We start from the raw sequence: 22,486 nt of genomic DNA on the forward strand, positions 1-22,486 counted from the left end.
CGGAGAAACCCGTTTTCTGTGCGTTACTCACAGGAGGCAAAGGTAGAACCCTAGAACTAGAAAAAACCAAAAACCCCCCCCGATAAGGGAAGGGGAGGTTTTTTCTAGCCGAGGGGCAGAGGATTAAGCAATGAAAGTGGTAAACTGAGCGTTGCCGAAGTTAGCGTAATCTCCAGCAGTCATCTCCACGCGGGAAATGACGGTGAAAACATCTGTCGCTTGAATCTTCGCATCGCCACCACTATTGACTACACCCAATACCATCTGTTTATTAGCCGAATCGTAGTAGGAGGTGAGAATATCAATACCAGCCGCACCAACAGTGATCTCTCCACCAGCGATCGCGGCCTTAAAGCCTTGCTGTGCGGTGTTAGCCTCCTCGATATTGCCTGTCCCCGTGATTCTGAGGAAATTGGCCGTAGAGGTTGATAGGTCAACCGTAGCACCCTGGGCCACCGAGGTAGTCGCCACCGCATCACCAGCAGCCACAGCAGTATTCTTAAGGGTCTCTAAGGGGGCATTAGGATCACTAACACCAGCGGTTGAAATCGTAATGAGGTCGGTGGTAGTAGCGGTTCCACCAGTGAGGAAATCGGTGACGGTGCTATATTTATCTTGCTCATTTAACGCTTGATTTCCAGCCACAGCCTTGGTGTTGAAGATAACCGTATCGAACCCATCCCCTAGTGTGATTTGGTCAGAACCACCAGAACCAGTGATGGTGTCTTTCCCAGCACCACCACTGATGAAGTCATTTTTGGTACTACCAAACAGAGCATCATCGAAAGTAGAGCCGGTGAGGTTAATTCCCACAGTAGATACCGATGTTGTCGTCATGGTCAAACCAGTGGTTCCAGCGGTTGCCTCCGTCAGACCAGAAGCATCCAATTTCTCGGCTGTCACTGCACCACTGATTGTCAGGCTGGAGTTACCAGTGATGGTGATGGTTTCCACCACACCAGCGGCCGGAGGAAGGGTTATTGCGCCAATTTTATGATTACCAGCGCCAGAGTTATTGACGACAAGATTAAGCTGTTCGATCGAGAGGTTAGGCGTGCTGGTGTTATTCAGGTTAAGTTTGCCGACAGTAATGTTAGCCTTTTCTGTTTGTAAAGGGGTAGTAGGATCATCGCCGTCGATGGTGAAGGTCAAAGAATCCTTGTTACCACCACCATTGGCTTGTACGTTCAGAGTAGCACCAACAGATGTATTCTTTAAGACGTTAACCGAGTTGGCACCTGCGGCAAAGCGTACCGTGTAGTCACCGGCAGTTACTGCGGCCAGGTTCACCGTGGTGATCTTATCACCGATTAGGTCAGCCCGGAGAGTCTTGGTAGCCGTGCCACCAGTAGATAAGGTCAGGCTTTGGGTATTTTTGATGTTGGTATCGGCTGCGGTAATGGTTTCTGCATCTGCCGCCGCTACTGCTAAAGTGTTGGCACCGTCGCCACCGTCCACTTTATCGGTGGCAGTGAACTCACCTGCCTTGAAACGGAAAGTGTCATCACCTTTGCCACCAAGGAAATCCACTGTACCGTTGCCCGCAGTAACGTCGAGATTACCTTCAAGGGCAGAAGCGTCCAGCTTGGTGGCGGTGTTGGGGAGAGCAGCAGCGATGAGGAGATCCTGATCTCCAGTGATGGTGATTTCCTGCGAGCCTGTGGCGGTTAGTGCCGCCACAGCGTTGGCTAGACCCTTGCTTTCGATGGAAATCTTTTCGTAACCATTGTTACCCGATACCGGATTAAGTCCTAAGGTTAAGAAAGTGGCAGCAGCACCGGTGACGGGGCTGAAGCTACCCACCTGATTGAGGGTGACAGCCACTGTATCTTCGTCACCCGCTAGAGCGGCACCCGCAATAGTGATAGTGAGTGGTACGTCAACAGTGAGGCCAGTACGATTGACCGAGACTTTTTCTACCGCCGTCTGGAAGTTGCTGAGATCAAGTCCTTTTGTGCTATCTGATAGGTCAACATTTTTAACCCCAACAACATTAGCACCGAACACCTCTAATTTTGCGTCACCCGTATTAACCACGTTGAGGGTCTCGATGCCCTTCATCGTCGGTAGCACTGGACCGGTACTGAGGGTTTCTCCACCGGTGTTGAGAACTGTCAAGGTGGGGTTGGTGCCAGAACCGGTGAGATTGTCACCACTGTTGAAGGTGGAGTTAAACTGACCGAAATTATTGACCGTCGGAGCGAGGAAGCTATTGGCGGTGAGTATGTCCACACCTGCGGTGAGGATGGCACTGTTGCCCACACCAGCCGCCGCCTGGGCCGCCAAAATATTAAGGTCTTTGGCCGCGGTAACACTAGCATCTTCTGCTGTGACGGTTTCGAGGATGCTCCAAGAGGTGTTGTAGTCTTCCTCAGTAAAGTTAGAAATACCTTGCAGCTGGAACTGGGCAGCGAAATCAAGAGCTACTTCTGCCCGGTTGACCAGGGCCTGTTGGATTTCGGGGGGCTGGTACTGGTTAAGGACGATGGGGAAATCTAAAATATTAGGAATGCCGTTGCCATCGCTGTCGGCGGGCGTACCATCGGGATTGGTGAGACTGAGCCATTCAACCCAGTAGTCAATCTCGTCGGGGTCTAAATCGGCTTCTTGTAGGCCGTAGGCATTGTTAAAGACCTCTAGAACGTACTGCTTTCTGGTAGCATCGGTGGCGGCTCCAGGGGCAGCTAGGAGGGGATAGGTTTCTTTGGCCGCATCCGAATTGGCGAAGACAAGAACCGTTTCTTCCCAAGTCAGGGATGTCAAGCTAGGGTTAGTCTGCCACAAGCTAATGTCAGAGGCTGACGGAGCTTGGGAAGCATAAAGAATATTTAGCGAAGCGTATACTTCTGTACTGATTGCCATGTTTTTAATCTCAACTCCTCACGGTTATGATAATTTGAGTCCGTCCAGAGGTCGGGGGACCCTAACGGCTACTCGGATAAAAGTATAACAAATTTTTCTGGTTTGGGCAAGTAGAAATCCGGTGGACATAAAAAAGTTATTCCTTGGACAGTCTGAATGGTGGCTTGACCCTAAGTTTTTCCCGCAGGAAAAACTGGGGGTAGGAAAAGCCCTCTTAAGTATGGCTCAGTTTCCCCTTCCCGAAATAGTGATCTAAGGACTGTTTAATCCTGTCCCTTGCTCTCCCACTTGGTACTTGGTCTATCGGATATCTGGGAAGAAAATAGACTGTTATTCTTTTCCCTCGCACGGCAAGGACTAGACGGGTTAGGAAAGTCAAGCCACTCTAGTTCTCATAGTACCAAATCGGGGCAATACCGGCTTGAGTATTTACAAAAATACAATCTAATGTGGTTAGCACTCCCCCTTGATCGCGATAGGCATCGGCCACATCCCAAAGCCGAAAATTAAAGGATAATAACCAATCGGCGATTTCGGTTAAGAGGGGAGTTTTTTGGCCATAGCCCCGATAGAGCCAGCATTCGAGAAAGAGAACATCGACTTTAGGGAGGGTTTTGACGGCTCCTTTAAGTATAGACAACTCCGAGCCTTGGGTATCAATTTTGATCACTTGGGGATGGGGTAAACCAAGTCGGGCAATTGCGTCATCAATTGTTAACATTTGCACCGAGATGGGGGTGGTGGGCTGACTCTCATCACCGGTTTGCAAGAGGCTACTGCTCACCACGTCCGTGGAAACATTCATCGTCACCTCGCCGCAGGTTTCACCTAGGGCGTATTTATACAGATGAAAGGAAGGATAGACTCGCAGGATTTCTGAGATTAATTCCCGATAGTCGCTGCTGTAGTCGATGAGAGGTTCAAAGAGATAAAATTCAGCTTCCTGCAGCACCTGTTTGATATAGTAGGACCAGCCACTATTAGAAGCACCCACATCAAAGATCACCCTTGGGGTGTAACCTAGGTTTTGTAGTCGTTTAAATACCTGTCTATCCAACTGGAGGACTTGAGGATCTAAGTCATCAAGCATTTTTTGATAATCAGACCTTAATTGCAGTTTTTCAGAGTTCATATCCTTTGAATTACTTCGGGTTTATCTTTTTCGGTACAATTTCATCCCATAAGTGCCTGTATCTAACTGTTCTCCTGTATCGTACCACTGGGGGAGTGAGTCGCCAACAATTTCTGCTAATCCGGGATTCCAGGGCGCTCTAGCACTGGCCCTAGGATCAATGACAATTAATGAAAGATTATCCCTATCCTCTGGTGTCATCTGAGCATTATAAGGGGGGAAATAAACTCGTTTAGCCCGAGACTTGAGGGCGTAGAATGCTTGAAAATCAGCATAAATGTTATCCTCCTGATTGATTTTGTTGTCAAGAAAGTTTTGTACTTTAGCATAGTCATTATTTTCCCATTGTTGTAAGGTAATTTGCGCTAGGGAAGGTAGTCCTAGTAAGTTGGCATACAATAATAAAACCAAAAAAGCTGTAGTAATAATTGTCGTCTGAATTTTGCCAGTATTTTTTTCTAAAATATTATTAAAACTCCAGCAAATACAAATTATCAAGGGAAACATGGACATCCAACTATAATAAAGTGGATATTTCCCCAGAAAACACATAGTAGTTGGTATGGTAATAACGCTGATCAAAGCAAAAAAGGAAGGAGAACGCCACTGGAAAGATTTGGTCAATAGTTCATAAAATATCAAGATCATCAGCAGTACTGACAGTGGGGGAAAAGACATATCTCCCGAGCAGCCACGACACAGATAATCTTTCTGGTCAAAAAGTTTGCTCACTCTGGAAAATATTATATCAATGACACTTCTGTTAAGGTTGGCATTGGCAACACTATGACCCAAAGTCATACCAACAAAATCATCCCAAACACCATTGGTTGAGTAAAGTGCATAAAGAAATAACATTCCTAAAATAAATCCCCCAATTAGAGCGACAAATTCCCGAAAAAATCGCTGAAAGTTGAAAAGGAGTAGGATAACGCCAAAAATTATGGCAAAGACCACTGCTGACAATCCAGAAAGGGGGAAGAAAAATCCAATAATTGTCATAGTAAGCCATCGGATTTTAGCATCTTTTATTAAAAAAGCCCCCAAAACCAGTGCTGATAAGAAAATGCAGGAAGTGTCGTACCTTCCCGATATATAAATAAAGGTAATTCCTGTTGGCAAAAGACAACTAACCACTAGGATAATTCTTAGCCAAGAAAACTTAATTAAAGGCAAGTTCTTGATGAATAACCAGATTACAGTGATGCTAAGAAGCATTAACACATAATTAAAAAGCCTAACTTTTTCAATACTAAATCCCAAAACTTTTATCCATAAAGCCAGCAAAACCGTATAAAGAAAAGAAGTGCTAACATGGAATTCCTGAGCATTTTGATGATACCAAGCAGCCGAGGTAAAACTGTCGTATAAAGCTAGATTAGCTGCTGGTTCTGCCAATACTACTTCATCTATCCACACGGGTTGTAATCTAGGTCCAAAGAATATGCCTACTAGCAAAAAAGCAATTCCCAAACCGATGAGAATCAAAATTTCACTGGTTAAGGAAATATTTTTTTTCATAATCATTACTCACCTAGTTAGTTAGTTTGTGAAAAAAAATGATTGACACCTAAGTTTCTAGGCTGAAAAATAAGTAGCTGGCATAACGGAAGCAGACCAAAGTAAGGCTTGATGGAAGACCTGATAATCTTGGAAAAAGAAAACATTGCCCCAAGAATTGTCGAGGGAATAGGCAGAATTACAGTAATAACTAACGTCGGAACTGCCCCAAATACGATAGATGACTAGATGCCAATGATAATCTCTTTCTTTCATGGCCTTGACTAAATCCGGTAATTGATTCATCGCTCCCGAACGACCAAAGGGGAAATTTTTATCCCAAAATTCTGCAACTACCACGGGATAACGATAGTTGCCCATACCTTTGATTACTTCTAAATCAAAGCCTTCTGTGTCAATTTTAACCAAACCAATATCTTTAGGTAATTCCTCGCCATCGTGGAGGCTGGCTAGGGTTTTAACAGTAACGGGAATAGTATCGGTAAATACTAAACCTTCCGAAAGAGAATGCTTGGTTAGACTGCTATAAAAGCTGGCATCTCGATAGGTGTTGTCGGCGGTTTCATCGGTGGCTATATGCAGTTCTTGGGTTTGATTTTCGGAACCGAGAGCAAAGGGAAAAAGCCGAAAGTTAGGATGATTACCGAGGCGATTTTTCAGCTTATCGATTACAGCAGGAAAAGGTTCAAAGGCATAAACTTGATAACCAACTTGTAGGAGACGACTAGAAACATCGCCACGATTAGCACCAATATCTACTGCAAGACGATGGGGAAGATAGGAATATAAATAAGTCATTAATTCGATGTCTAAATCTTGAAAATATTTTTGATCGATAATGACTTTGTATTTTTGAGAGTGAATATCTTCAAAGATTTGGCGGTTATCTTCGCTGATTTGATGGAGATTTTCTTGTATTTTTTGTATGGTTCCAAAAACAGCATCGCTTTGCTGTTGGTAAGCTTCATAAATTCTCTGGAAAGAATCGATAATTGTATCACTATGTTTTTGGGAGTCTAATCGCACATCGCTGGCTATTTTTTGGAAAGTATCGAGAGTTAATTGGTGCTGTTTTTGAGATTCGCTGTGATTTGTCTGGAGTTTTTCCGTCAATACTTGCATATTTTTAATTATATCTACGGAAAACTTCAGCAAAAAAGCTTGATTTTCCAGTGATAAATCAGCCTTTCGCTTGGTTTCTGCATTTTCTTGTCGGATTTGCTCCGTGGAGTTATTAAGTTGCTCAACCTTAAAATCTAAGGGATCAAGCTGATTAAGTTTCTCCAGTTTTTCCAGTTTTTGGATTTGTTCCAGTTGGACATGACTGAGTGAATCAAGTTTTTCTAGAAATAAATCTTTGACCGCTTTAACTCGCTGAACTATTTTATTTTTGGCTAATAATTTCTTGATCATTTTGGCTAGTGATTAGGTAAATTGTCTTAAGCTTGACTGGGAGAATTTTCAATTTTGCGGCTAGTTTCGGGAACTAACAAATCCTGACGAATAAAAACCACTTCCTTTTGGAGGAGTGTGCCATCAATGGGAGATCTCCATTCGCCGGTTTCGTCATAATAACGGAAACCAAGCTGATCCAAAAGATTAAGCATTTCATTGAAGACGAGAGCGTTCTGATCATAGCGAATAAAGGAGAGTTCAGCAACGACTAAATCCACCTGAGCGATAAATTCTTTGGCTCCTTCTAAGACGATATGCTCGGCACATTGCACGTCTAATTTTAATATTCCTCTGCCAGAAATTTGCTCATCTGTCGCCACCTGATCGAGGGTTTTTACTTCCACTGTAATCGTTTCATAGTTTCTAAAATCGGCGGGAGTGAGCAAGGAACTTCCGTATAAATCGGGGGAAACCTGAAAACTTAACTGACCAGCTTGATTAGAGATGGCAATTTCTAGTAATTCCGCTTGAGGAATATTACAGATATAGTAATTTCTGGCCGATTGCTCGTATTTTGAGATTAGCGGATCGATGAGTATAAAGCGAGCTTCTGGGAATAATTGACTAGCGGTATGAGACCAAATACCGTGGGAAGCTCCCACATCAACCACAAAATCTGGCTGATATTTTTGCCCTCGTAAACGTCGCATCACTTGATAGACTTGAGCATAATCTTTATAAATAATTGCGGGAACGGGGGGTTCAATAAAGTGAACTAAATCGATCGGCGATCGAGGTAAAATCGCTTCAAATCTGTCATCGGCCGCTTGTTCTTGTTCGATCGATTGCCGCACCCATTGATTGATCCCTTGATCCGAGAATTTTGCCGCTACCTTAACGGCATTTTCTCGCATTCTCTGCTGATTTTCTGGGTCAAGAACGTAGTCCACGGCTGCCGCCAAACTTTCAGATGTATAATCACAAACCACACCGATTTGAAAGCGATTAATAAAGTTAGCGGCTGAGGTTTTATTACTGCCTAAAAGAATTATTGGGGTGTTAGCGGTGGCGAGGTTAAAAATAATCCGGCCGGGTAAACTAAGGCGAGACAATTGTGTCCGATCATCTCTTTCGTCCATGGTCCCCGTGGGAACAATAACAAAGGGATATGCTTGTAGTTGTTGTCCTAGTTGTTCTTCGGGATAAAGTCCTTGGCTATAAAGTCCCCATTTTTCTAATTCTGCGGCAGATTCTTTGAGCCAATAATAGTTAGAATTGCCATACCAATCTAGTTTAATTCCTGCCCCTTGAATACTCTCTAAAAGAGATTGGAACCATTGGGGACTCCAAATGCTCCCTAATAAAGCTCCCCATTTTTCTTGACAGCGTTGGGGAGAAACTTCGGCAACTTCACTACTAATTAGACGGTGGGGAACGATCGCCGGTAGGAGCCAAAATTTGTAGCCGTACTTATTCTCGTAAGCGTCGCGGAGTTCGGGATGGGTGGCAAAACGAACGGAACATTTGCTTAAAAACTCTTTCATCAAAGCATCGGGAATCTCCTGAACGCAGATATTCTGATCGTCCATGATGTAGGTGGCAAGGGGAACGTTAAATAATTCCTTAATAGCGATCGCTGTTAGCAAGTTGCTGGCGTAGTAAGGGACACAAAAAACGCTCTCAATCTGGTTGTGTGCGAGAGTTTTGAGTACAGATTGAAAGATTTCCGGTCGCGATAGTTCCCGGTGATCAAGCACCAGACTGAACGCCCCAAAATTCTGTTCCCCACCGTAGTGATTAGCGGAGCGTATGGAAATAACTTGACGATTATCAGGAAAGATTCTTTTTACTAATGGCCCAGTGCCGTGCTGCTGATTGACTTCACAGGCAGTAATGACAACACTGCCACAGACGCAGTGGTTCTGGAAGGTGGCAAAGCGATTATCGATGGGTTGTCCCTGTTCTAGTGATCGCCAGAGCCAATCGTCAAAATGGTCAGCTTTTAAACTGGTGGCTAATTGACGACTAGCCTGACGAAGTTTTAGCTGATAGCTATGGGTACGGAGTTTGGCAATTTCTGTTAAAAAACTTGCGGATGCGTAATCACAGACAGAACCGAGGTCAAAATCTTGCACAAATTTAGCGGCGGCACTATCTTTCTGTCCGACCACCAGAATGGGGGTGTTAGCAGCAGCGACCATAAAAGGGATGCGGGAAGGTAAGCTCAAATAGGCTATTTCCGGCCGATCCTGTTCTTCTGCGGAACTGCCAGTGGGAACAAGGGCGAAAGGAGCTTGACGTAGGCGGTTAATTAGGTCAGCCTGGGGACAGTAGCCTTGAAAGAAAATTCCATCCTGCGCCAATTCTTCCTCTTGGAATTGCAGCCATTGACGATTGGGATTACCATACCAATCAATTTTTATTTGGGATTCCCGACATAACTGACGTAGTTTTTCTAACCAATTCTGAGACCAAATATTACCAATTAAAATGCCTCGCCCCATCAGATCAGGCATGACAATTTCAGGGGGAAACAGATAGCTTTCGACCACGGGAGGGATAAACCAGATTTTCTGCCTGTATTTTTTTTCATAGACTTGGCACAAGGGCAGAGAAATGCCTAAAATTAGATCGCTGCTATCGAGTAATTTCTGAACTGCTTCATCTTCGACGGCATTAACATAGACGTTCTGATCATCCATCAGGTAGGTACAAACGGGGACCTGAAAGAGAGATTTAATTGCCGCCCCTACATAAAAATCTTCGGTAAAATATGGGATTACTAAAACTCTTTTCGGTTTTAAATAAACCAATAAACTTTGAATTTTTACTAAAATTTCCCCATAGGAACACCCGCGCACATCTAGGCAAAAATTCTGAACACCAAAATCTTGATCTCCTTCGTAGAGATTAGTGGTTCGTAGGGAAACTATCCGGCTAGTATCGGGAAAATTTCTCTTTAAAAGAACGCCCACCCCGTGCCGCTCGTTAACCTCGTTGGGTGAGACGATGATATCATAACTTTCTTGGAATTTGTCGGCAAAACTATTTAAGTCTTGTAAGGACAAACTAAGTTCTTTTTGTAGTTCCTGATAAGAGGTGAACATAATGATTAATTTTAATAGGCTCTAACTATAGATATTCCATGGCTGCTGACAGATTTTCTCAGAAAAACCAAGCATAACCTCGTTTTGCTTACTGCCTCGCCATTAAGATAACTGCCGTATTTTTCCTTGGTTATCCCTCTAGAAATTTTATATTTTTCGATATACCCTGTCAAATTTATTGTCATCCATCCCACAAAACCGAGATTGATCCTTGCAGGTCTTAATGTTCTAACATTGTTCATCTCCTTTTTACCAACTTCGGCCACCACTCTCACAATGACCTTTTTATATCGCTTTTTGTTTCCCCATCGGGAATTATCATCTTGCCTTGGCAGACTAGAACTGATGCACCACCCACAGAAACTTCCGTAATTGCCCGGTTGTTTTTCTGAAACTTTAATTGTAAACTGCTGGGTCTGCCCATTTCCACCCCCTGGATTATCGTCCATTGATTCATCCCTTCCCCGGAAGATTCTAATCCCCCTAGTTTGAGAATTCCGAGACTAATTTGGGGCAGTATAGCACTAGGCTAATCTTATGGAACCCTTCTGTCATTTTTTGCCAGAAAAGGGAGAGATGAGCCAATAAAAGCCCATCTCTTGGTAATTTATCCCTATACTTTAGTGACAGCCAAGAAGACTTTACTTGTTACCATTACCCTGCATGGCTAAAACCGCATCGCGCAGTTTATCCGGCACTTCTTGCAGGTGATCCTCATCCCACCGGAAGAAACCGACCCCCATAGTCAAAGAACGCAATTCAACGATAAAATCGTGCATTTCCGCTTGGGGGAGATAGGTTGTTATCTGATCCCAACCTTTCCACTCCTCAGAAGCTTCAAAACCCTGAATTTGACCGCGTTTACCACTGATTAACTGTAAAACCTTGGCAGTGTATTCTGAGGGAGCGAGAACCGTCACCGATAGAATGGGTTCTAATAAGACCGGATGACATTTAGGCAATCCCTCCGTCATCGCTAGACGGGCCGCTTGTTTAAAAGCTTGTTCGGAACTATCGACACTATGATAGGAACCATCGGTGAGAGTAACATCAATATCCACCACGGGGAAACCCAACGGACCATGACCGAGATATTCCCGCACTCCCGTTTCCACCCCGGGGATATACTGTTTGGGGACAACACCACCGACGATGGTTTCATGGAATTGGAAACCTTCCCCCCGGGCCAGGGGTTTAATATCGAGGTACACATCACCAAAAGCACCGTGGCCGCCGGTTTGGTGTTTATAACGTCCGTGGGATTTGGTGCTGGCCTTGATCGTTTCCTTGTAGGGAACTTGGGGTAAATGGGTGGTCATCGGTAGATTATACTTGCGCGCTAGGCGATCGAGGGCCACTTGTAGATGAATTTCTCCCTGTCCCCAGAGAATCACTTCTTTAGTATCACCGTGTTGTTCCCAGTAGAGGGAAGGATCTTCTTCGATCAGTTTCGTCAAAGCTGAACTTAATTTAACTTCATCCTTGCGATTTACGGCGGCAATAGCGAGAGCAAAGACGGGTTTAAGCTGTAATCCTTTGGGAAGGTCGGGTTTTTGACTGCCGCTGCTAACCACGTCTCCGGTGGCGATTCCCTCCAAACGACCGAGAGCGATAATTTCCCCCGCTTGGGCCTGCTGTAGGGGTTGTTGTTGTTGTCCCATGAGACGATAGATACCACCAATCCGCACACCGTTCAAGGCCATGCCATCGTTAAGGGTTCCCTGCCAGATTCGCCCTAGGGAGAGGCGACCGCCCTGGGGAGTAAAATAGGTTTTGAGGATTTGTACCACTGCATCTCCATCGGCACTGGGATCGAGACCGCGACGGTTGGCGGTAATTGTCGGGGCCGGTGCTTCTTCCACTAAAGCGGTGAGGAGATGACGCACACCATAGTCCCGTTCCGCCATACCGAAGAACACAGGTACTATCTGATCGGCTCCCAGTTCTTGTTTTAAGTCTTGGAGAATTTCTTCCCGGGAGGGGTTAATATCTTCGAGGAGTTCTTCTAAAAGATGATCATCAAATTCGGCGATCGTTTCCAGCATTTCTTGTCGAGCGATCTGTTCTTCTTCCTTGAGGTGATCGGGTAAAGGTACAGGATCGGCGGGACTGTTAGCATGGTAATGATAAGCCTGTTCGTTGATTAAATCGATGAATCCGATAATTTCGTTGTTCTGACGGATGGGATATTGCTGGGGAACGAGGGGACGACTAGAAACGGATTTGAGAGCTTGTAGGACTTCGTTAAAGTGACTATTACAGCGATCCATCTTGTTGATGAAGATTAGATGCGGAATTTCCCAATCATCGAGGAATTTTAGCAAGGGAGCCAGGGTGAGAACTCGATCGACCACCGGTTCACAAACGATAATAGCAGCACCGGCCCCGACGAGGGCATTATAGGTTTCACTGGCAAATTCGATCGAACCGGGGCAATCGAGAAAGGTAAAATTTAGGTCTTGGTATTGACTGTGGGCAACGGAAACTTCTACACTCATCTGTCGATCCCGCGCTTGCGTGGAACTATCACCAACGGTATTGCGATCGCTGATTTTGCCTTTTCTGGTGATCGCTCCTGTGACGAAAAGTAAACTTTCCAGTAAGGAGGTTTTTCCACTGGAGTAGGGGCCGACAAGGGCCACATTACGGGTGTTTGCTCCGATACTTTGATTCATACAGATACCCCCAACAATGATTTAGTGATTAGTTGCGGCGATTGGACGATATTTACACTCGATCGCCCTTGGGAAATATACTGTCATAGCACTGAAAATTACTCTCAGGACGTAGTTAGAAGCGAAAGGCCTGTCTTGCCATAATTTTGCCCAGTGCTACAGGTGTATTCTTTCCTACTCTTCACCCTAACTCAGTCTCAAGCATTACATCCCATTCTCGCAATCTCTTGTAAAATCTCGCCTACTTTTAGTTAAGGAACTTGAATAAATGTTAACTAAGCTGTTGACTATCGAGAGTCTTTCTCATCAACTGGATTTACAAAAACGAGATGCAGCCTGATATAGTGAGAGGTCGGGATGATGTTTATCAAGCAATTTTTATGTTGAAAGCTGGAATCGTGGGACTGCCAAATGTGGGAAAATCCACCCTATTTAACGCTCTGGTGGCTAATGCTAAGGCGGAGGCCGCTAATTTCCCCTTTTGTACCATTGAACCGAATGTGGGTGTGGTATCCGTCCCCGATGAACGTCTGGAGGTTTTGGCTAAAATCTCTAATTCTGAGAAAATCGTGCCGACGCGGATTGAATTTGTCGATATTGCCGGATTAGTTAAGGGTGCGAGTCGCGGGGAAGGATTGGGTAATCAATTTTTGGCTAATATCCGGGAAGTGGACGCGATCGTTCATGTGGTGCGCTGTTTTGATAATGATGATATTATTCATGTTTCCGGTTCCGTGGATCCGGCCCGGGATATCGAGGTGATTAATCTAGAGTTAGCTCTAGCGGATTTGGGACAGGTGGAGAAGCGGGTGGAACGTTTACGCAAACAGGCGAAAAACAGCAAGGAAGCCGCCGAAGAATTGGCTATCCTTGAAAAAATCCTAATTTGTCTTAATGACGGTATTTCGGCGCGAAAAGTGGATTTAAGCAAAGAGGAAGAAGAATTAATTAAAAATCTTGGTTTATTGAGTCGTAAACCGATTATTTATGCCGCTAATGTGAGCGAAGATGATCTGGCCACGGGTAATGATTGGGTAGAAAGTGTCCGTCAAATTGCCCAACAGGAACAGGCCAAAGTTGTGATCGTTTCTGCTCAAGTAGAATCGGAATTAGTGGAATTGTCGGAGGAAGAAAGAAAAGATTTTCTCGGTTCTTTAGGAGTAGAAGAAGGGGGATTAAAATCTTTAATTAAAGCTACCTACGAGTTATTAGGACTGCGTACCTATCTCACCACCGGTCCCCAAGAAACCCGCGCATGGACGATTATTTCTGGGATGAAAGCACCCCAAGCAGCCGGAGTTATTCACTCGGATTTTGAACGGGGTTTTATTCGTGCAGAAACCGTGTCTTATCAGGATTTAGTTAATAGTGGCACGATGAGCGCAGCCAAAGAAAAAGGTTTAGTCAGAAGTGAAGGCAAGGAATACATTGTTCAAGAGGGTGATGTTTTACTATTCCGTTTTAATGTTTAGCTAAAAATAAATCAGGTGAGCGCTTCCACCTGATCAAAAGGCTAAACAATTTTACCAAAATAACAGGAGAGCATGACTGAATTTATTCAGTCTTCCTCAATGTTTTGATATAATCCCTCAAGATTTCTGCCCTAAACAATCTCTCAGCTTTTTTTACTCACTTTGGTTAACATTAAACTGAATTTTTTATCTCTTGACATCCTCTAATTTATATTCTATAATCAGGTATAGTGGCAAGTTCTTGTTTAATCAAGATAGCGATTATCTCTGTCCACTAAAAGACTGGTTTGCCAGGAGTCAAGGCTAAAAATATTCTATCTATTCAACAACCCGCAACGGAAAACGGTCAAATCAAGCGCAGTAAATGAAAGAGCAAGGATTGTTATTTTCCCAAGACAGCCTGTTACCTGAAAAACTCCCCCAAATTCAGGAATTAAGACCTTCTAACAATCTTTCCGCAGTTTTTGAAGAGTGCCATAATTATATTTACGCCAACGAAGGAATGCTCAAAGACAAGATTTTTCACGAGATGGTTAAACTAATCATCATCAAACTTCATGACGAAAAATCTGCCAAGCAATCTGTAAATTTTGGCGTTACAGCAAGTGAATATAAAGCCATCGTAGCAAATAAGTCCGATGAATTTATGTCGCGTCTCAGTCAATTATTTACCTCAATCAAGAATCATTATCGGGGATTTTTCACCGATGACACATTCAAGTTAAAACCTTTGACTCTTGCTTATATTGTAGGCAGGTTACAGTACATTAATTTAACTAAAACATCTGGCGATATAAAAGGGGAAGCCTTTCAGACTTTTGTAAATAGACACCAGCGTGGAGATAGGGGAGAATTTTTTACCCCTCACCCAATTGTCCGCCTTGCGGTTGAAATGATAGACCCCAAACCAAACGAAAAAATTATAGATCCTGCTTGCGGAAGTGGTGGTTTTTTAATTCAAGCAATCAACCATGTTCGACAAAATAATCCAGAGTTTAATATAGCAAGTTTTGTGCAAGAAAGTATTACAGGAATTGAATTTAATCCTGATGTCGCCCTTTCGGGAATGATTCGTTTAGTTTTTGAAGGTGGCACAGGTTCAGAAATTATCTGCACTAATGCGCTTATCGAAGATGAAAAATTAAATAATTCTTTTGATGTTATCTTGACAAATCCTCCTTTCGGAAATAAAGGCAAAGTAGAAGACCAGAAAATTCTTCAATCATATATTCTTGCCCGGAAATGGCATAAATCAGCGTCCAATGGTTGGGAAGTTTCCCCAACCGTTTTAGCGGGTCAGTCGCCCGATATTTTATTTATTGAGAAATCTATAAAATTATTGCGGGCAGGTGGACGCATGGCGATTATTCTGCCCGATGGTTTATTACAAAATATCTCTAATGGACCGATTCGGTATTGGTTGCGCTCCCAAACAAAAATATTAGGTGTTGTTTCCATACCGCCGGAAGCCTTTGTACCCTACGGCACAGGAATCAAGACATCACTTTTAGTAGTTCAAAAATTACCAGCAGACAATGATTCTTGTTTTATGGCACAAATCAAAAAAATAGGCTATGACGTTAAAGGACAAACAATATATAAGCGCAACGAGTCGGGAGTTATAGCCCGAAAAAAATCAGGTTTGCCAATAGTTGACGATGATATAGATGATATTTCTCACTCTTTTAGGTCATTTATCAATGGCGAATTTGCACAAAACAGCGATTGTATTTATACAGTTAAGAATACCCTGCTCAATTCGAGACTGGATGCCGAACATTATTTACCCAATGACCAAAAATTATTAGAACATCTAAAATCTATTGGAGCGAAACCTTTAGGTGAAATTGCCGATATTTTGAGAGAGGCGGCTGATTTTCGTTTAGCTAGGGATAGTGAAATTAGATATATAGCTATTTCCGATGTTGATTATCGTACAATGCAAGTTGTTTCTCAACAAATAATTAAGGCACACGAGGCCCCATCTCGCGCAACTTATAGATTGTACAAAGGCGATATTATTACAGCAATTTCAGGAGCAAGCACGGGAACACCACGCCAAGCAACAGCCCTAATCACGGAAGATGAAGACGGAGCAATTTGCTCAAATGGATTTTCAGTATTAAGAAATATTCAGGGAGTCGAGCCTTTGTTTTTATTAGTATATATGCGAACAGACTTTTTTTTGCGTCAGATTAAAAGGTACATGACAGGTCATGCCATTCCTACTATTTTAGTAGATGATTTGTCTAAAGTTTTAGTGCCTATTCCACCCCAATCTGAACAGCAGAGAATAGCAAAAAGTATGACCGAAATTCAAGCAATTAGAAAAGAAGCGTTAAAAGCAAGTGAGAATGTGGTTAAGGAAATGAGTCTTTTACTTGGCCAATTTGAGTAAGGCAAAAAGCAGGTTAAGCTTAGAAAAAGTCTTAATACTAAATCCGGTTATTAAAAACTGATTATCTATTCCCCCTTTTGCCTGTCCTGATATGTAGCCTATACTCAACGGATTTAGTATCAGTCGCTAGTCGGGGAGAAGAATATAAAGAATTATTAAATTGTAGCTTTTGCTACATTTGTGGGGGGGTAAATGTGTATTATTTCTTCCGTCTGCCTGTGGTCTTGGGTTAGGCTGTTGCTTGACCAAGCTGCGAGCAAGACGATAGTTGCCTCTATTCACCCGTTTGCTCAATCAAGATGATTAAAAACCGATTAATTCCCACCCTAGCTTTAGCTGGCGCAACTTCTCTCGCTGCTATGCTCACTCCTGTGGCAGCAAAGGCTATTACCTATACCGTTAACCGCAGTTGGAGTCAATCAGGTAATAACGCTTCTTTGGTGGGAACCGTAGATGTGCCAATAGGTAGCTATACTATCGATTCAACTGGTACTCCCAATCCCTTTACCAACGTTAACCTTACCTTGATAGTTAATGGTACTCCTTTTACTTTAGATGCTGCGGACACTTCTAATATTTCCGGAACAGGGCAATTTTTGGTTAATGCCACATCTTCAACGTTAACTTTTAATACAAACGCTTCTGGTTTTAGCGCGGCCACAGTAAGGTTTCTGAACTCAGGAAATCCGTTCGGCAACAGGCAGTATGAAATCGGTACTTTCCTTGATTCCTCGACTTTTCAGCTTGCGAATCTTGAAGGTTCAATCGCTTCACCTGGTTTCACCAGGGTTGTAGCTTCAGTATCTTTACCCGTAACTTTTGGGACAGCACAAACAGCACAACAAGTACCTGAACCCGCCTCCCTCTTTGGTCTTGGAGTTCTCGGTACTCTGGGAGTAGGTTCAACCCTCAAAAGCAAACTAAAGCCATCCAAATCAGCCGAAAAAGAAACCACAAAAGTTGGCTAAATTGCTTCTAAAAATACAATAAATGCCCCTTCAATTAGCCAGTTGAGGTGGGTTTATTTTTAGTCCATGTTTCTATTTATTGATTTTTTTGATCGAATGCCAACTTTTAAATCAATAGGGTCAAATTCAATGAGTATGGTGATTTTGTGCTACAATAGAGGTCTGTTAAAAGTAAAAAAACCATCAATTACCATGAATAGCAAGACAGAAATCACTATTCAAGTTCCTTTAGAAATTGCTAGATATTACGCTAAAATTAAACCCAATGACCGAGCGAACATAGAAAACAAATTAACTGAAACTATTCAATTAGAATTAGAAAAATATCGTCAAAAAGCAGCGGCAAGATTATCAACAATTATGGATCAAGCTAGTGATGAAGCAGAAGCTAACGGATTAACTCCAGATATTTTAGCCTCTATTTTAGAACAAGATGAATAAACCACGATTTGTTTTTGATGCTAATGTGATTGTTAGTGCTTTTTTATTTAAAACCAGTTCACCTCGTTTGGCTTTAGAAACTGCCAAGAATCAGGGCATAATTATCTTATCTGAGACGGTTATTGATGAACTTGGCAACGTTTTATCTCGTCCTAAATTTGACCGCTATTTGGCTAGGTTAATTCGCCAAGAGCTACTAGAAACATTAGTGGCAGCATCTTTATTAGTGAAACCGTCAGAATCTGTCAATGATTGTCGAGATGCCAAAGATAATAAATATCTAGAGTTAGCAATTAGTGGTCATGCGGAATCTCTTATTACAGGGGATGAAGATTTGTTAGTCTTGAACCCATTTAGAAACATTAAAATCATCACTGTATTAGAATTTTTGGAGACTTATTCCGTCAGCTGATGGGGTTTATAGGGAAGTGGGGTGTGGGGAGAAACAATTCATAACTTGAGAGTTAATCACACTATTAAAAACGGATTTGGTATAAGGTGGTTGATTTATCCCAACCTTAAGACAGGACTAGGATACTTGGGATAAATCAACAGGGATTCTCAATTTGCCTGGGAAATGTGCGTCGCCAGGGCCGCCGATTGTAGGATGGGGGTAGTGGTGACGGAATCCGTCGCTAGGGTAAAGAGAGGATTGGAGAGGATACCGGCCAGGGAAGTCGCCACTAGGGAGAGGATAATGCCCACCTGTAGGGGACGCATCCCAGTAAGAGTCCAATTGATAACGGGGTAATTTTTCACCGCATCGGACATCTCTTGGGGTTCCTTGACCACCATCATTTTGACCACGCGGATATAGTAGTAAATCGAGGCCACACTGGTGACTAAACCAACGAGGACGAGGGCATAAAGTCCCGCTTGCCAACCGGCCCAGAATAGATAAATCTTACCAAAGAAGCCCGCTAGAGGCGGAATTCCCCCCAAAGAGAGCAGACAGATGCTTAAACAGAGGGTTAGGAGCGGATCTTTCTGGTAGAGTCCCGAATACTCAGCGATCTGATCGGTTCCAGTTCTGAGAGCAAAGAGAATCACACAGGCAAAAGCCCCTAGGTTCATGAACAGGTAAATTAACAGATAGAAAATCATGCTAGAGTAACCCGCGTCAGTACCGGCGGTTAAACCAATCATGACAAAACCCGCCTGACCGATCGAGGAATAGGCTAACATCCGTTTCATGCTAGTTTGGGCCAAGGCGACCACGTTGCCGAGGATCATGCTCAAAATTGCTAGGGCGATAAAGATAAACCGCCATTGTTCGCTTACTAGACCGAAAACCGTCACTAATAGGCGAATTGCTAGGGCAAAACCAGCCGCTTTGGAACCCACCGAGAGGAAAGCCACCACGGGAGTGGGTGAACCTTCGTACACATCAGGAGTCCACTGGTGAAAGGGAACCGCCGAAATTTTGAAGGCGATACCGGCAATCACAAACACTAATGCGATCGCTAAGGCCAGGGACTGACCACCGTTAACAGCGGTTAATTTTTGGGCAATGGCACTTAAACTGGTTTCACCTCCGGATAAACCATAGAGAAGGGAAACACCATAGAGGAAAATCGCCGAGCTAGAAGCTCCAATTAACAGGTATTTTAAAGCGGCCTCGTTCGATCGAGGATCCCGCTTCATGTAACCGGTCATTAGATAGGAGGAAATACTGAGCATTTCTAGGGAGATGAAGATCATCACCAATTCACTAGCACCGGATAGGAACATTCCCCCGATAGTCGCGGTGAGCATAATGGCTAAAAATTCCGCCAGGGAGGTTCCCGCTTGTTCCACATAACGGATAGACATCAGCACTGTGGAGGCGGTAGAAAGAGCAATAATCGCCCTAAAGACGATACTGAGATTATCCCCCTCAAAAGCCCCTAAAAAGGCCAATGGTTTCGGATTGTCCCAAGCAAAATAGAGAGCAACCACAGCAGCGAGCAGACCAGCGATCGCAAGGTAGGGCAGCCAACTTCTGGCACTCCGTCCCACGATTAAATCGCCGATTAAAATCACCATCAGAGTGATAATCAGGATTCCTTCGGGCCAGATAACGCCGGCGTTTAGCTGACTGGCAACAAGACTAGAAAAATCCATATTGATTGAGGTTAAAGAGATTTGAAGTTAAAAAAGGCTTAATACAAGCTTAGGGCATTTGATCAGCGATTCAGTGATCAGTTATCGGTGATCGGTGATCAGGTGTGAGTTTTCAGTTCACCGATCGCCGCTATCGGGTTAAAGTTTCTAAAAAACCAGATAAATTTGAGATAATCTTAGGTTTTACCGTTATTATAGTTGTCTCTTGTCTTTTTTATCTTCCTGTCTCGTATTCTCCTCTGCAAAGGGAAAATCTTTGATTTTTGCAGCAGAGCTAATTTCTGATGGTGACAAGTTGTCCCCGAGATGTATCCAAGTTAACAGGGAAAAAGTGAAAACTCAGGAAATCATGACATAGACTGGCATCGTTAGTTGTCATTGAAGGATTCTGGTAAAATCAGGCTAGGGGAAACACCAAGAAAATCACTTGTTTTCGAGCCATCCGCTTGATTTTGTTGTTGAAAAACTTTCTAGTTCGCTCCATCCTTTTCCTTTAGCGATCGCTTGAATGAGTAACGAAACCTATCTCAATCATCCTACTTTCGGTCTATTATACAGAGTGTGTCTATTAGAAGAACATCAGGAATTATTTACCACTCTTTATGCCCAACGTCTTTTTTTTCTGGTGACGGTGGGTCCCAAAAAACTCTCGTTCGCTCCGATCAGTCGTTCCGATGCTCGTCTTTTGGTGGAAAACCGGCTGCGGAATTTGCGACGGGGCAGTAATGTGCAAGAATTTAACAGTCTCAACCAAACTTATCAACAAACCTTTTCAGTCTAGTTCATGACGATCGCTAGTCGTATCGAGTCAATCCGTCTTACCCTACCCCCCCGCACGCGTCTGATTGCCGTCAGTAAACAGGTATCGAGCGATTATATCCGTCAAGCTTACCGAGCAGGAGTGAGAGATTTTGCTGAAAGTAAGCTACAGGAAGCAATCTCGAAGCAGCAAGAATTAAAAGACCTCCCAGATATTTCTTGGCACTTTATTGGACATCTACAGGCAAATAAAGCCCGCAAAGTCCTAGAATCTTTTGATTTAATCCATTCCCTCGATAGTTTAAAATTAGCCCAAAGACTCGATCGCCTAGCGGCGGAATTAGAGATTAATCCCCAAGTTTTGCTACAGGTGAAAGTTGTCCCCGATCCCGATAAGTTCGGTTGGGACACAGACGAATTACTAGCAGATATTCCCGCTTTAGTCAACTGTCAACAGCTAAAAATTCAAGGTTTGATGACAATTCTGCCCCAGGGATTATCCGCCGGGGAAAAGTTAGCCGCCTTTGAAAAAACCAGCAATTTAGCCCAAATCATCGAGAATAGCTCTAGTTTATGCCTGCCTCATCTATCCATGGGGATGTCTAACGATTATCCTCTGGCCGTCAAGGCTGGAGCCACTTTAATCCGGGTGGGAACTGGCCTCTTTGGCGATCGCGTTTACTGAACCATCGCCGTAAATTCACAGAAAAAACCTCTAGAAAAATTAATAATTGGTGACAATATATCTTAGAATTACAGCGTCTAGTCTAGAAACTGGTGGTTAAAAATGGGGAATTGACTTCTTACCAACCCCTGAAAACTATCCCCTGATAACTGAAAAAAGGGAACTAACCGCTGCCTCCAGACGACTAAAATGACGAACCCTTAACAAAATAGTTCACCTGTACCAATTTAGAGCGAAAATTGTTAAAATCCCCTGCTCACTCCGACTCTAGCCAAGACCACCTAAAAAAATCTTTTGAAGGACATTAGACTGTGAACAACATTTTTACCAAACTCAAAGATTTTGTCGGTATCTCCGAACAACCGGAAGACGAAGACGAAACCGACTACGAAGAAATGAACTGGGAAAAGCCCTCCCCGCAAGATAGGGATCAAAACGAAGAAGAAGACCCCCTCAATCGTCGTCAACGCGAACCTTTAAATCTCAATACAGCCACATCTATGGGACTCAACAGAAGCAACGTGATCGGTATGCCAGGTATTAACAACAATAATGCAGAAGTGGTCGTGATCGAGCCTCATTCCTTCGAGGAAATGCCCCAAGTTATCCAAACCCTGAGAGAACGCAAATCGGTGGTTTTAAACCTCAACGTCATGGATCCCGAAGAAGCACAAAGAGCCGTGGATTTTGTCGCTGGTGGCACTTACGCAATTGATGGTCATCAAGAACGCATCGGTGAGAGTATTTTCCTGTTTACCCCCAGCTGCGTTAAAGTTAGCACCCTTTCTGGAACTATTCACGATATCGCTGATACCCCGAAAATGCCTCGTACCGTTTCCCCCGCAGCTGTTTGGGGAGCCGAAAGCAGTCGATTAGCTCAATGAATCTTTCCATAGTCCTCTCGTCAGGTTTGTCGAAGCTAGAAATCGATTGATCGAGAGGATGCGTTTTTTCTGGGTAAGACCTCT

Annotated in this window: 15 protein-coding genes and 1 pseudogene; 8 read left to right on the plus strand and 8 right to left on the minus strand. The window is 43.5% G+C overall.

Annotated elements, in window-relative coordinates; translation table 11 throughout:
* Positions 1–123 precede the first annotated feature (123 nt).
* From N0824_RS04020 to N0824_RS04055, 7 genes and pseudogenes are all read right to left on the minus strand, one after another.
* Positions 124–2,862: an S-layer family protein gene (locus N0824_RS04020; RefSeq protein ID WP_108935802.1), complete on the minus strand. Its 2,739-nt coding sequence runs from the start codon at positions 2,860–2,862 to the stop codon at positions 124–126.
* Between the two features lie 385 nt (positions 2,863–3,247).
* Positions 3,248–3,994: an FkbM family methyltransferase gene (locus tag N0824_RS04025; RefSeq protein ID WP_108935803.1), complete on the minus strand. Its 747-nt coding sequence runs from the start codon at positions 3,992–3,994 to the stop codon at positions 3,248–3,250.
* Between the two features lie 21 nt (positions 3,995–4,015).
* Complete coding sequence (locus tag N0824_RS04030) at positions 4,016–5,515, minus strand: glycosyltransferase family 39 protein (protein WP_233256350.1); 1,500 nt, start codon at positions 5,513–5,515, stop codon at positions 4,016–4,018.
* A gap of 57 nt (positions 5,516–5,572) precedes the next feature.
* On the minus strand, positions 5,573–6,928 hold the full coding sequence (locus N0824_RS04035) for an FkbM family methyltransferase (protein ID WP_108935805.1): 1,356 nt from the start codon (positions 6,926–6,928) through the stop codon (positions 5,573–5,575).
* 26 nt (positions 6,929–6,954) lie between these two features.
* Positions 6,955–10,017: an FkbM family methyltransferase gene (locus N0824_RS04040; RefSeq protein ID WP_108935806.1), complete on the minus strand. Its 3,063-nt coding sequence runs from the start codon at positions 10,015–10,017 to the stop codon at positions 6,955–6,957.
* A gap of 271 nt (positions 10,018–10,288) precedes the next feature.
* Positions 10,289–10,504 (minus strand): annotated as a pseudogene (locus N0824_RS21200) (hypothetical protein); the annotation flags it as partial.
* A gap of 154 nt (positions 10,505–10,658) precedes the next feature.
* On the minus strand, positions 10,659–12,692 hold the full coding sequence (locus N0824_RS04055) for an elongation factor G (RefSeq protein ID WP_108935809.1): 2,034 nt from the start codon (positions 12,690–12,692) through the stop codon (positions 10,659–10,661).
* A 380-nt stretch (positions 12,693–13,072) separates the two neighbouring features.
* Between N0824_RS04055 and ychF the strand changes: the two genes are divergently transcribed.
* The 5 genes from ychF (at position 13,073) to N0824_RS04080 (ending at position 18,383) form a co-directional block, all read left to right on the plus strand.
* Positions 13,073–14,164 carry a redox-regulated ATPase YchF gene (gene ychF, locus N0824_RS04060; RefSeq protein ID WP_002788451.1) on the plus strand — a complete coding sequence of 364 codons (1,092 nt, stop codon included), beginning with the start codon at positions 13,073–13,075 and terminating at the stop codon, positions 14,162–14,164.
* Positions 14,165–14,528: 364 nt separating this feature from the next.
* Positions 14,529–16,562, plus strand: coding sequence for an N-6 DNA methylase (locus N0824_RS04065; protein ID WP_108935810.1), 2,034 nt, complete (start codon positions 14,529–14,531; stop codon positions 16,560–16,562).
* Positions 16,563–16,861: 299 nt separating this feature from the next.
* Positions 16,862–17,530: a PEP-CTERM sorting domain-containing protein gene (locus tag N0824_RS04070; protein WP_108935811.1), complete on the plus strand. Its 669-nt coding sequence runs from the start codon at positions 16,862–16,864 to the stop codon at positions 17,528–17,530.
* A gap of 192 nt (positions 17,531–17,722) precedes the next feature.
* Positions 17,723–17,971 carry a hypothetical protein gene (locus tag N0824_RS04075; RefSeq protein ID WP_004157468.1) on the plus strand — a complete coding sequence of 83 codons (249 nt, stop codon included), beginning with the start codon at positions 17,723–17,725 and terminating at the stop codon, positions 17,969–17,971.
* Positions 17,964–18,383 (plus strand): putative toxin-antitoxin system toxin component, PIN family, encoded by a 420-nt coding sequence (locus N0824_RS04080; RefSeq protein WP_108935812.1) that lies wholly within the window; start codon positions 17,964–17,966, stop codon positions 18,381–18,383. Before N0824_RS04075 ends, N0824_RS04080 begins: the two co-directional genes overlap by 8 nt.
* A gap of 149 nt (positions 18,384–18,532) precedes the next feature.
* Here N0824_RS04080 and N0824_RS04085 read toward each other — a convergent pair whose 3' ends face one another.
* Positions 18,533–20,074, minus strand: coding sequence for an NAD(P)H-quinone oxidoreductase subunit N (locus N0824_RS04085; RefSeq protein WP_108935813.1), 1,542 nt, complete (start codon positions 20,072–20,074; stop codon positions 18,533–18,535).
* Positions 20,075–20,582: 508 nt separating this feature from the next.
* Between N0824_RS04085 and pipX the strand changes: the two genes are divergently transcribed.
* From pipX to N0824_RS04100, 3 genes are all read left to right on the plus strand, one after another.
* Entirely contained in the window at positions 20,583–20,855 is a 273-nt protein-coding gene (pipX, locus tag N0824_RS04090) for a transcriptional coactivator PipX (protein ID WP_108935814.1), read from the plus strand.
* Between the two features lie 3 nt (positions 20,856–20,858).
* A complete protein-coding gene (locus N0824_RS04095; protein ID WP_108935815.1) occupies positions 20,859–21,518 on the plus strand; it encodes a YggS family pyridoxal phosphate-dependent enzyme in 660 nt (219 codons plus the stop codon).
* Positions 21,519–21,829: 311 nt separating this feature from the next.
* Positions 21,830–22,402, plus strand: a complete 573-nt coding sequence (locus N0824_RS04100; protein ID WP_108935816.1) for a cell division protein SepF — start codon at positions 21,830–21,832, stop codon at positions 22,400–22,402.
* The last annotated feature ends 84 nt before the right edge of the window (positions 22,403–22,486 follow it).

Origin of the sequence: Microcystis sp. 0824, assembly GCF_003112475.1 — a bacterium.
In the GTDB taxonomy this organism is placed as follows: Bacteria; Cyanobacteriota; Cyanobacteriia; order Cyanobacteriales; family Microcystaceae; genus Microcystis; species Microcystis aeruginosa_C.

Bases quoted from the DNA above. Each gene is read 5' to 3' on its own strand.
- ychF (WP_002788451.1), top strand. From the start codon at position 13,073: ATGTTGAAAGCTGGAATCGTGGGACTGCCAAATGTGGGAAAATCCACC.
- N0824_RS04040 (WP_108935806.1), bottom strand. From the start codon at position 10,017: ATGTTCACCTCTTATCAGGAACTACAAAAAGAACTTAGTTTGTCCTTA.
- N0824_RS04080 (WP_108935812.1), top strand. From the start codon at position 17,964: ATGAATAAACCACGATTTGTTTTTGATGCTAATGTGATTGTTAGTGCT.
- N0824_RS04065 (WP_108935810.1), top strand. From the start codon at position 14,529: ATGAAAGAGCAAGGATTGTTATTTTCCCAAGACAGCCTGTTACCTGAA.
- N0824_RS04025 (WP_108935803.1), bottom strand. From the start codon at position 3,994: ATGAACTCTGAAAAACTGCAATTAAGGTCTGATTATCAAAAAATGCTT.
- N0824_RS04085 (WP_108935813.1), bottom strand. From the start codon at position 20,074: ATGGATTTTTCTAGTCTTGTTGCCAGTCAGCTAAACGCCGGCGTTATC.
- N0824_RS04095 (WP_108935815.1), top strand. From the start codon at position 20,859: ATGACGATCGCTAGTCGTATCGAGTCAATCCGTCTTACCCTACCCCCC.
- N0824_RS04020 (WP_108935802.1), bottom strand. From the start codon at position 2,862: ATGGCAATCAGTACAGAAGTATACGCTTCGCTAAATATTCTTTATGCT.
- N0824_RS04035 (WP_108935805.1), bottom strand. From the start codon at position 6,928: ATGATCAAGAAATTATTAGCCAAAAATAAAATAGTTCAGCGAGTTAAA.
- N0824_RS04055 (WP_108935809.1), bottom strand. From the start codon at position 12,692: ATGAATCAAAGTATCGGAGCAAACACCCGTAATGTGGCCCTTGTCGGC.
- N0824_RS04070 (WP_108935811.1), top strand. From the start codon at position 16,862: ATGATTAAAAACCGATTAATTCCCACCCTAGCTTTAGCTGGCGCAACT.
- N0824_RS04075 (WP_004157468.1), top strand. From the start codon at position 17,723: ATGAATAGCAAGACAGAAATCACTATTCAAGTTCCTTTAGAAATTGCT.
- pipX (WP_108935814.1), top strand. From the start codon at position 20,583: ATGAGTAACGAAACCTATCTCAATCATCCTACTTTCGGTCTATTATAC.
- N0824_RS04030 (WP_233256350.1), bottom strand. From the start codon at position 5,515: ATGAAAAAAAATATTTCCTTAACCAGTGAAATTTTGATTCTCATCGGT.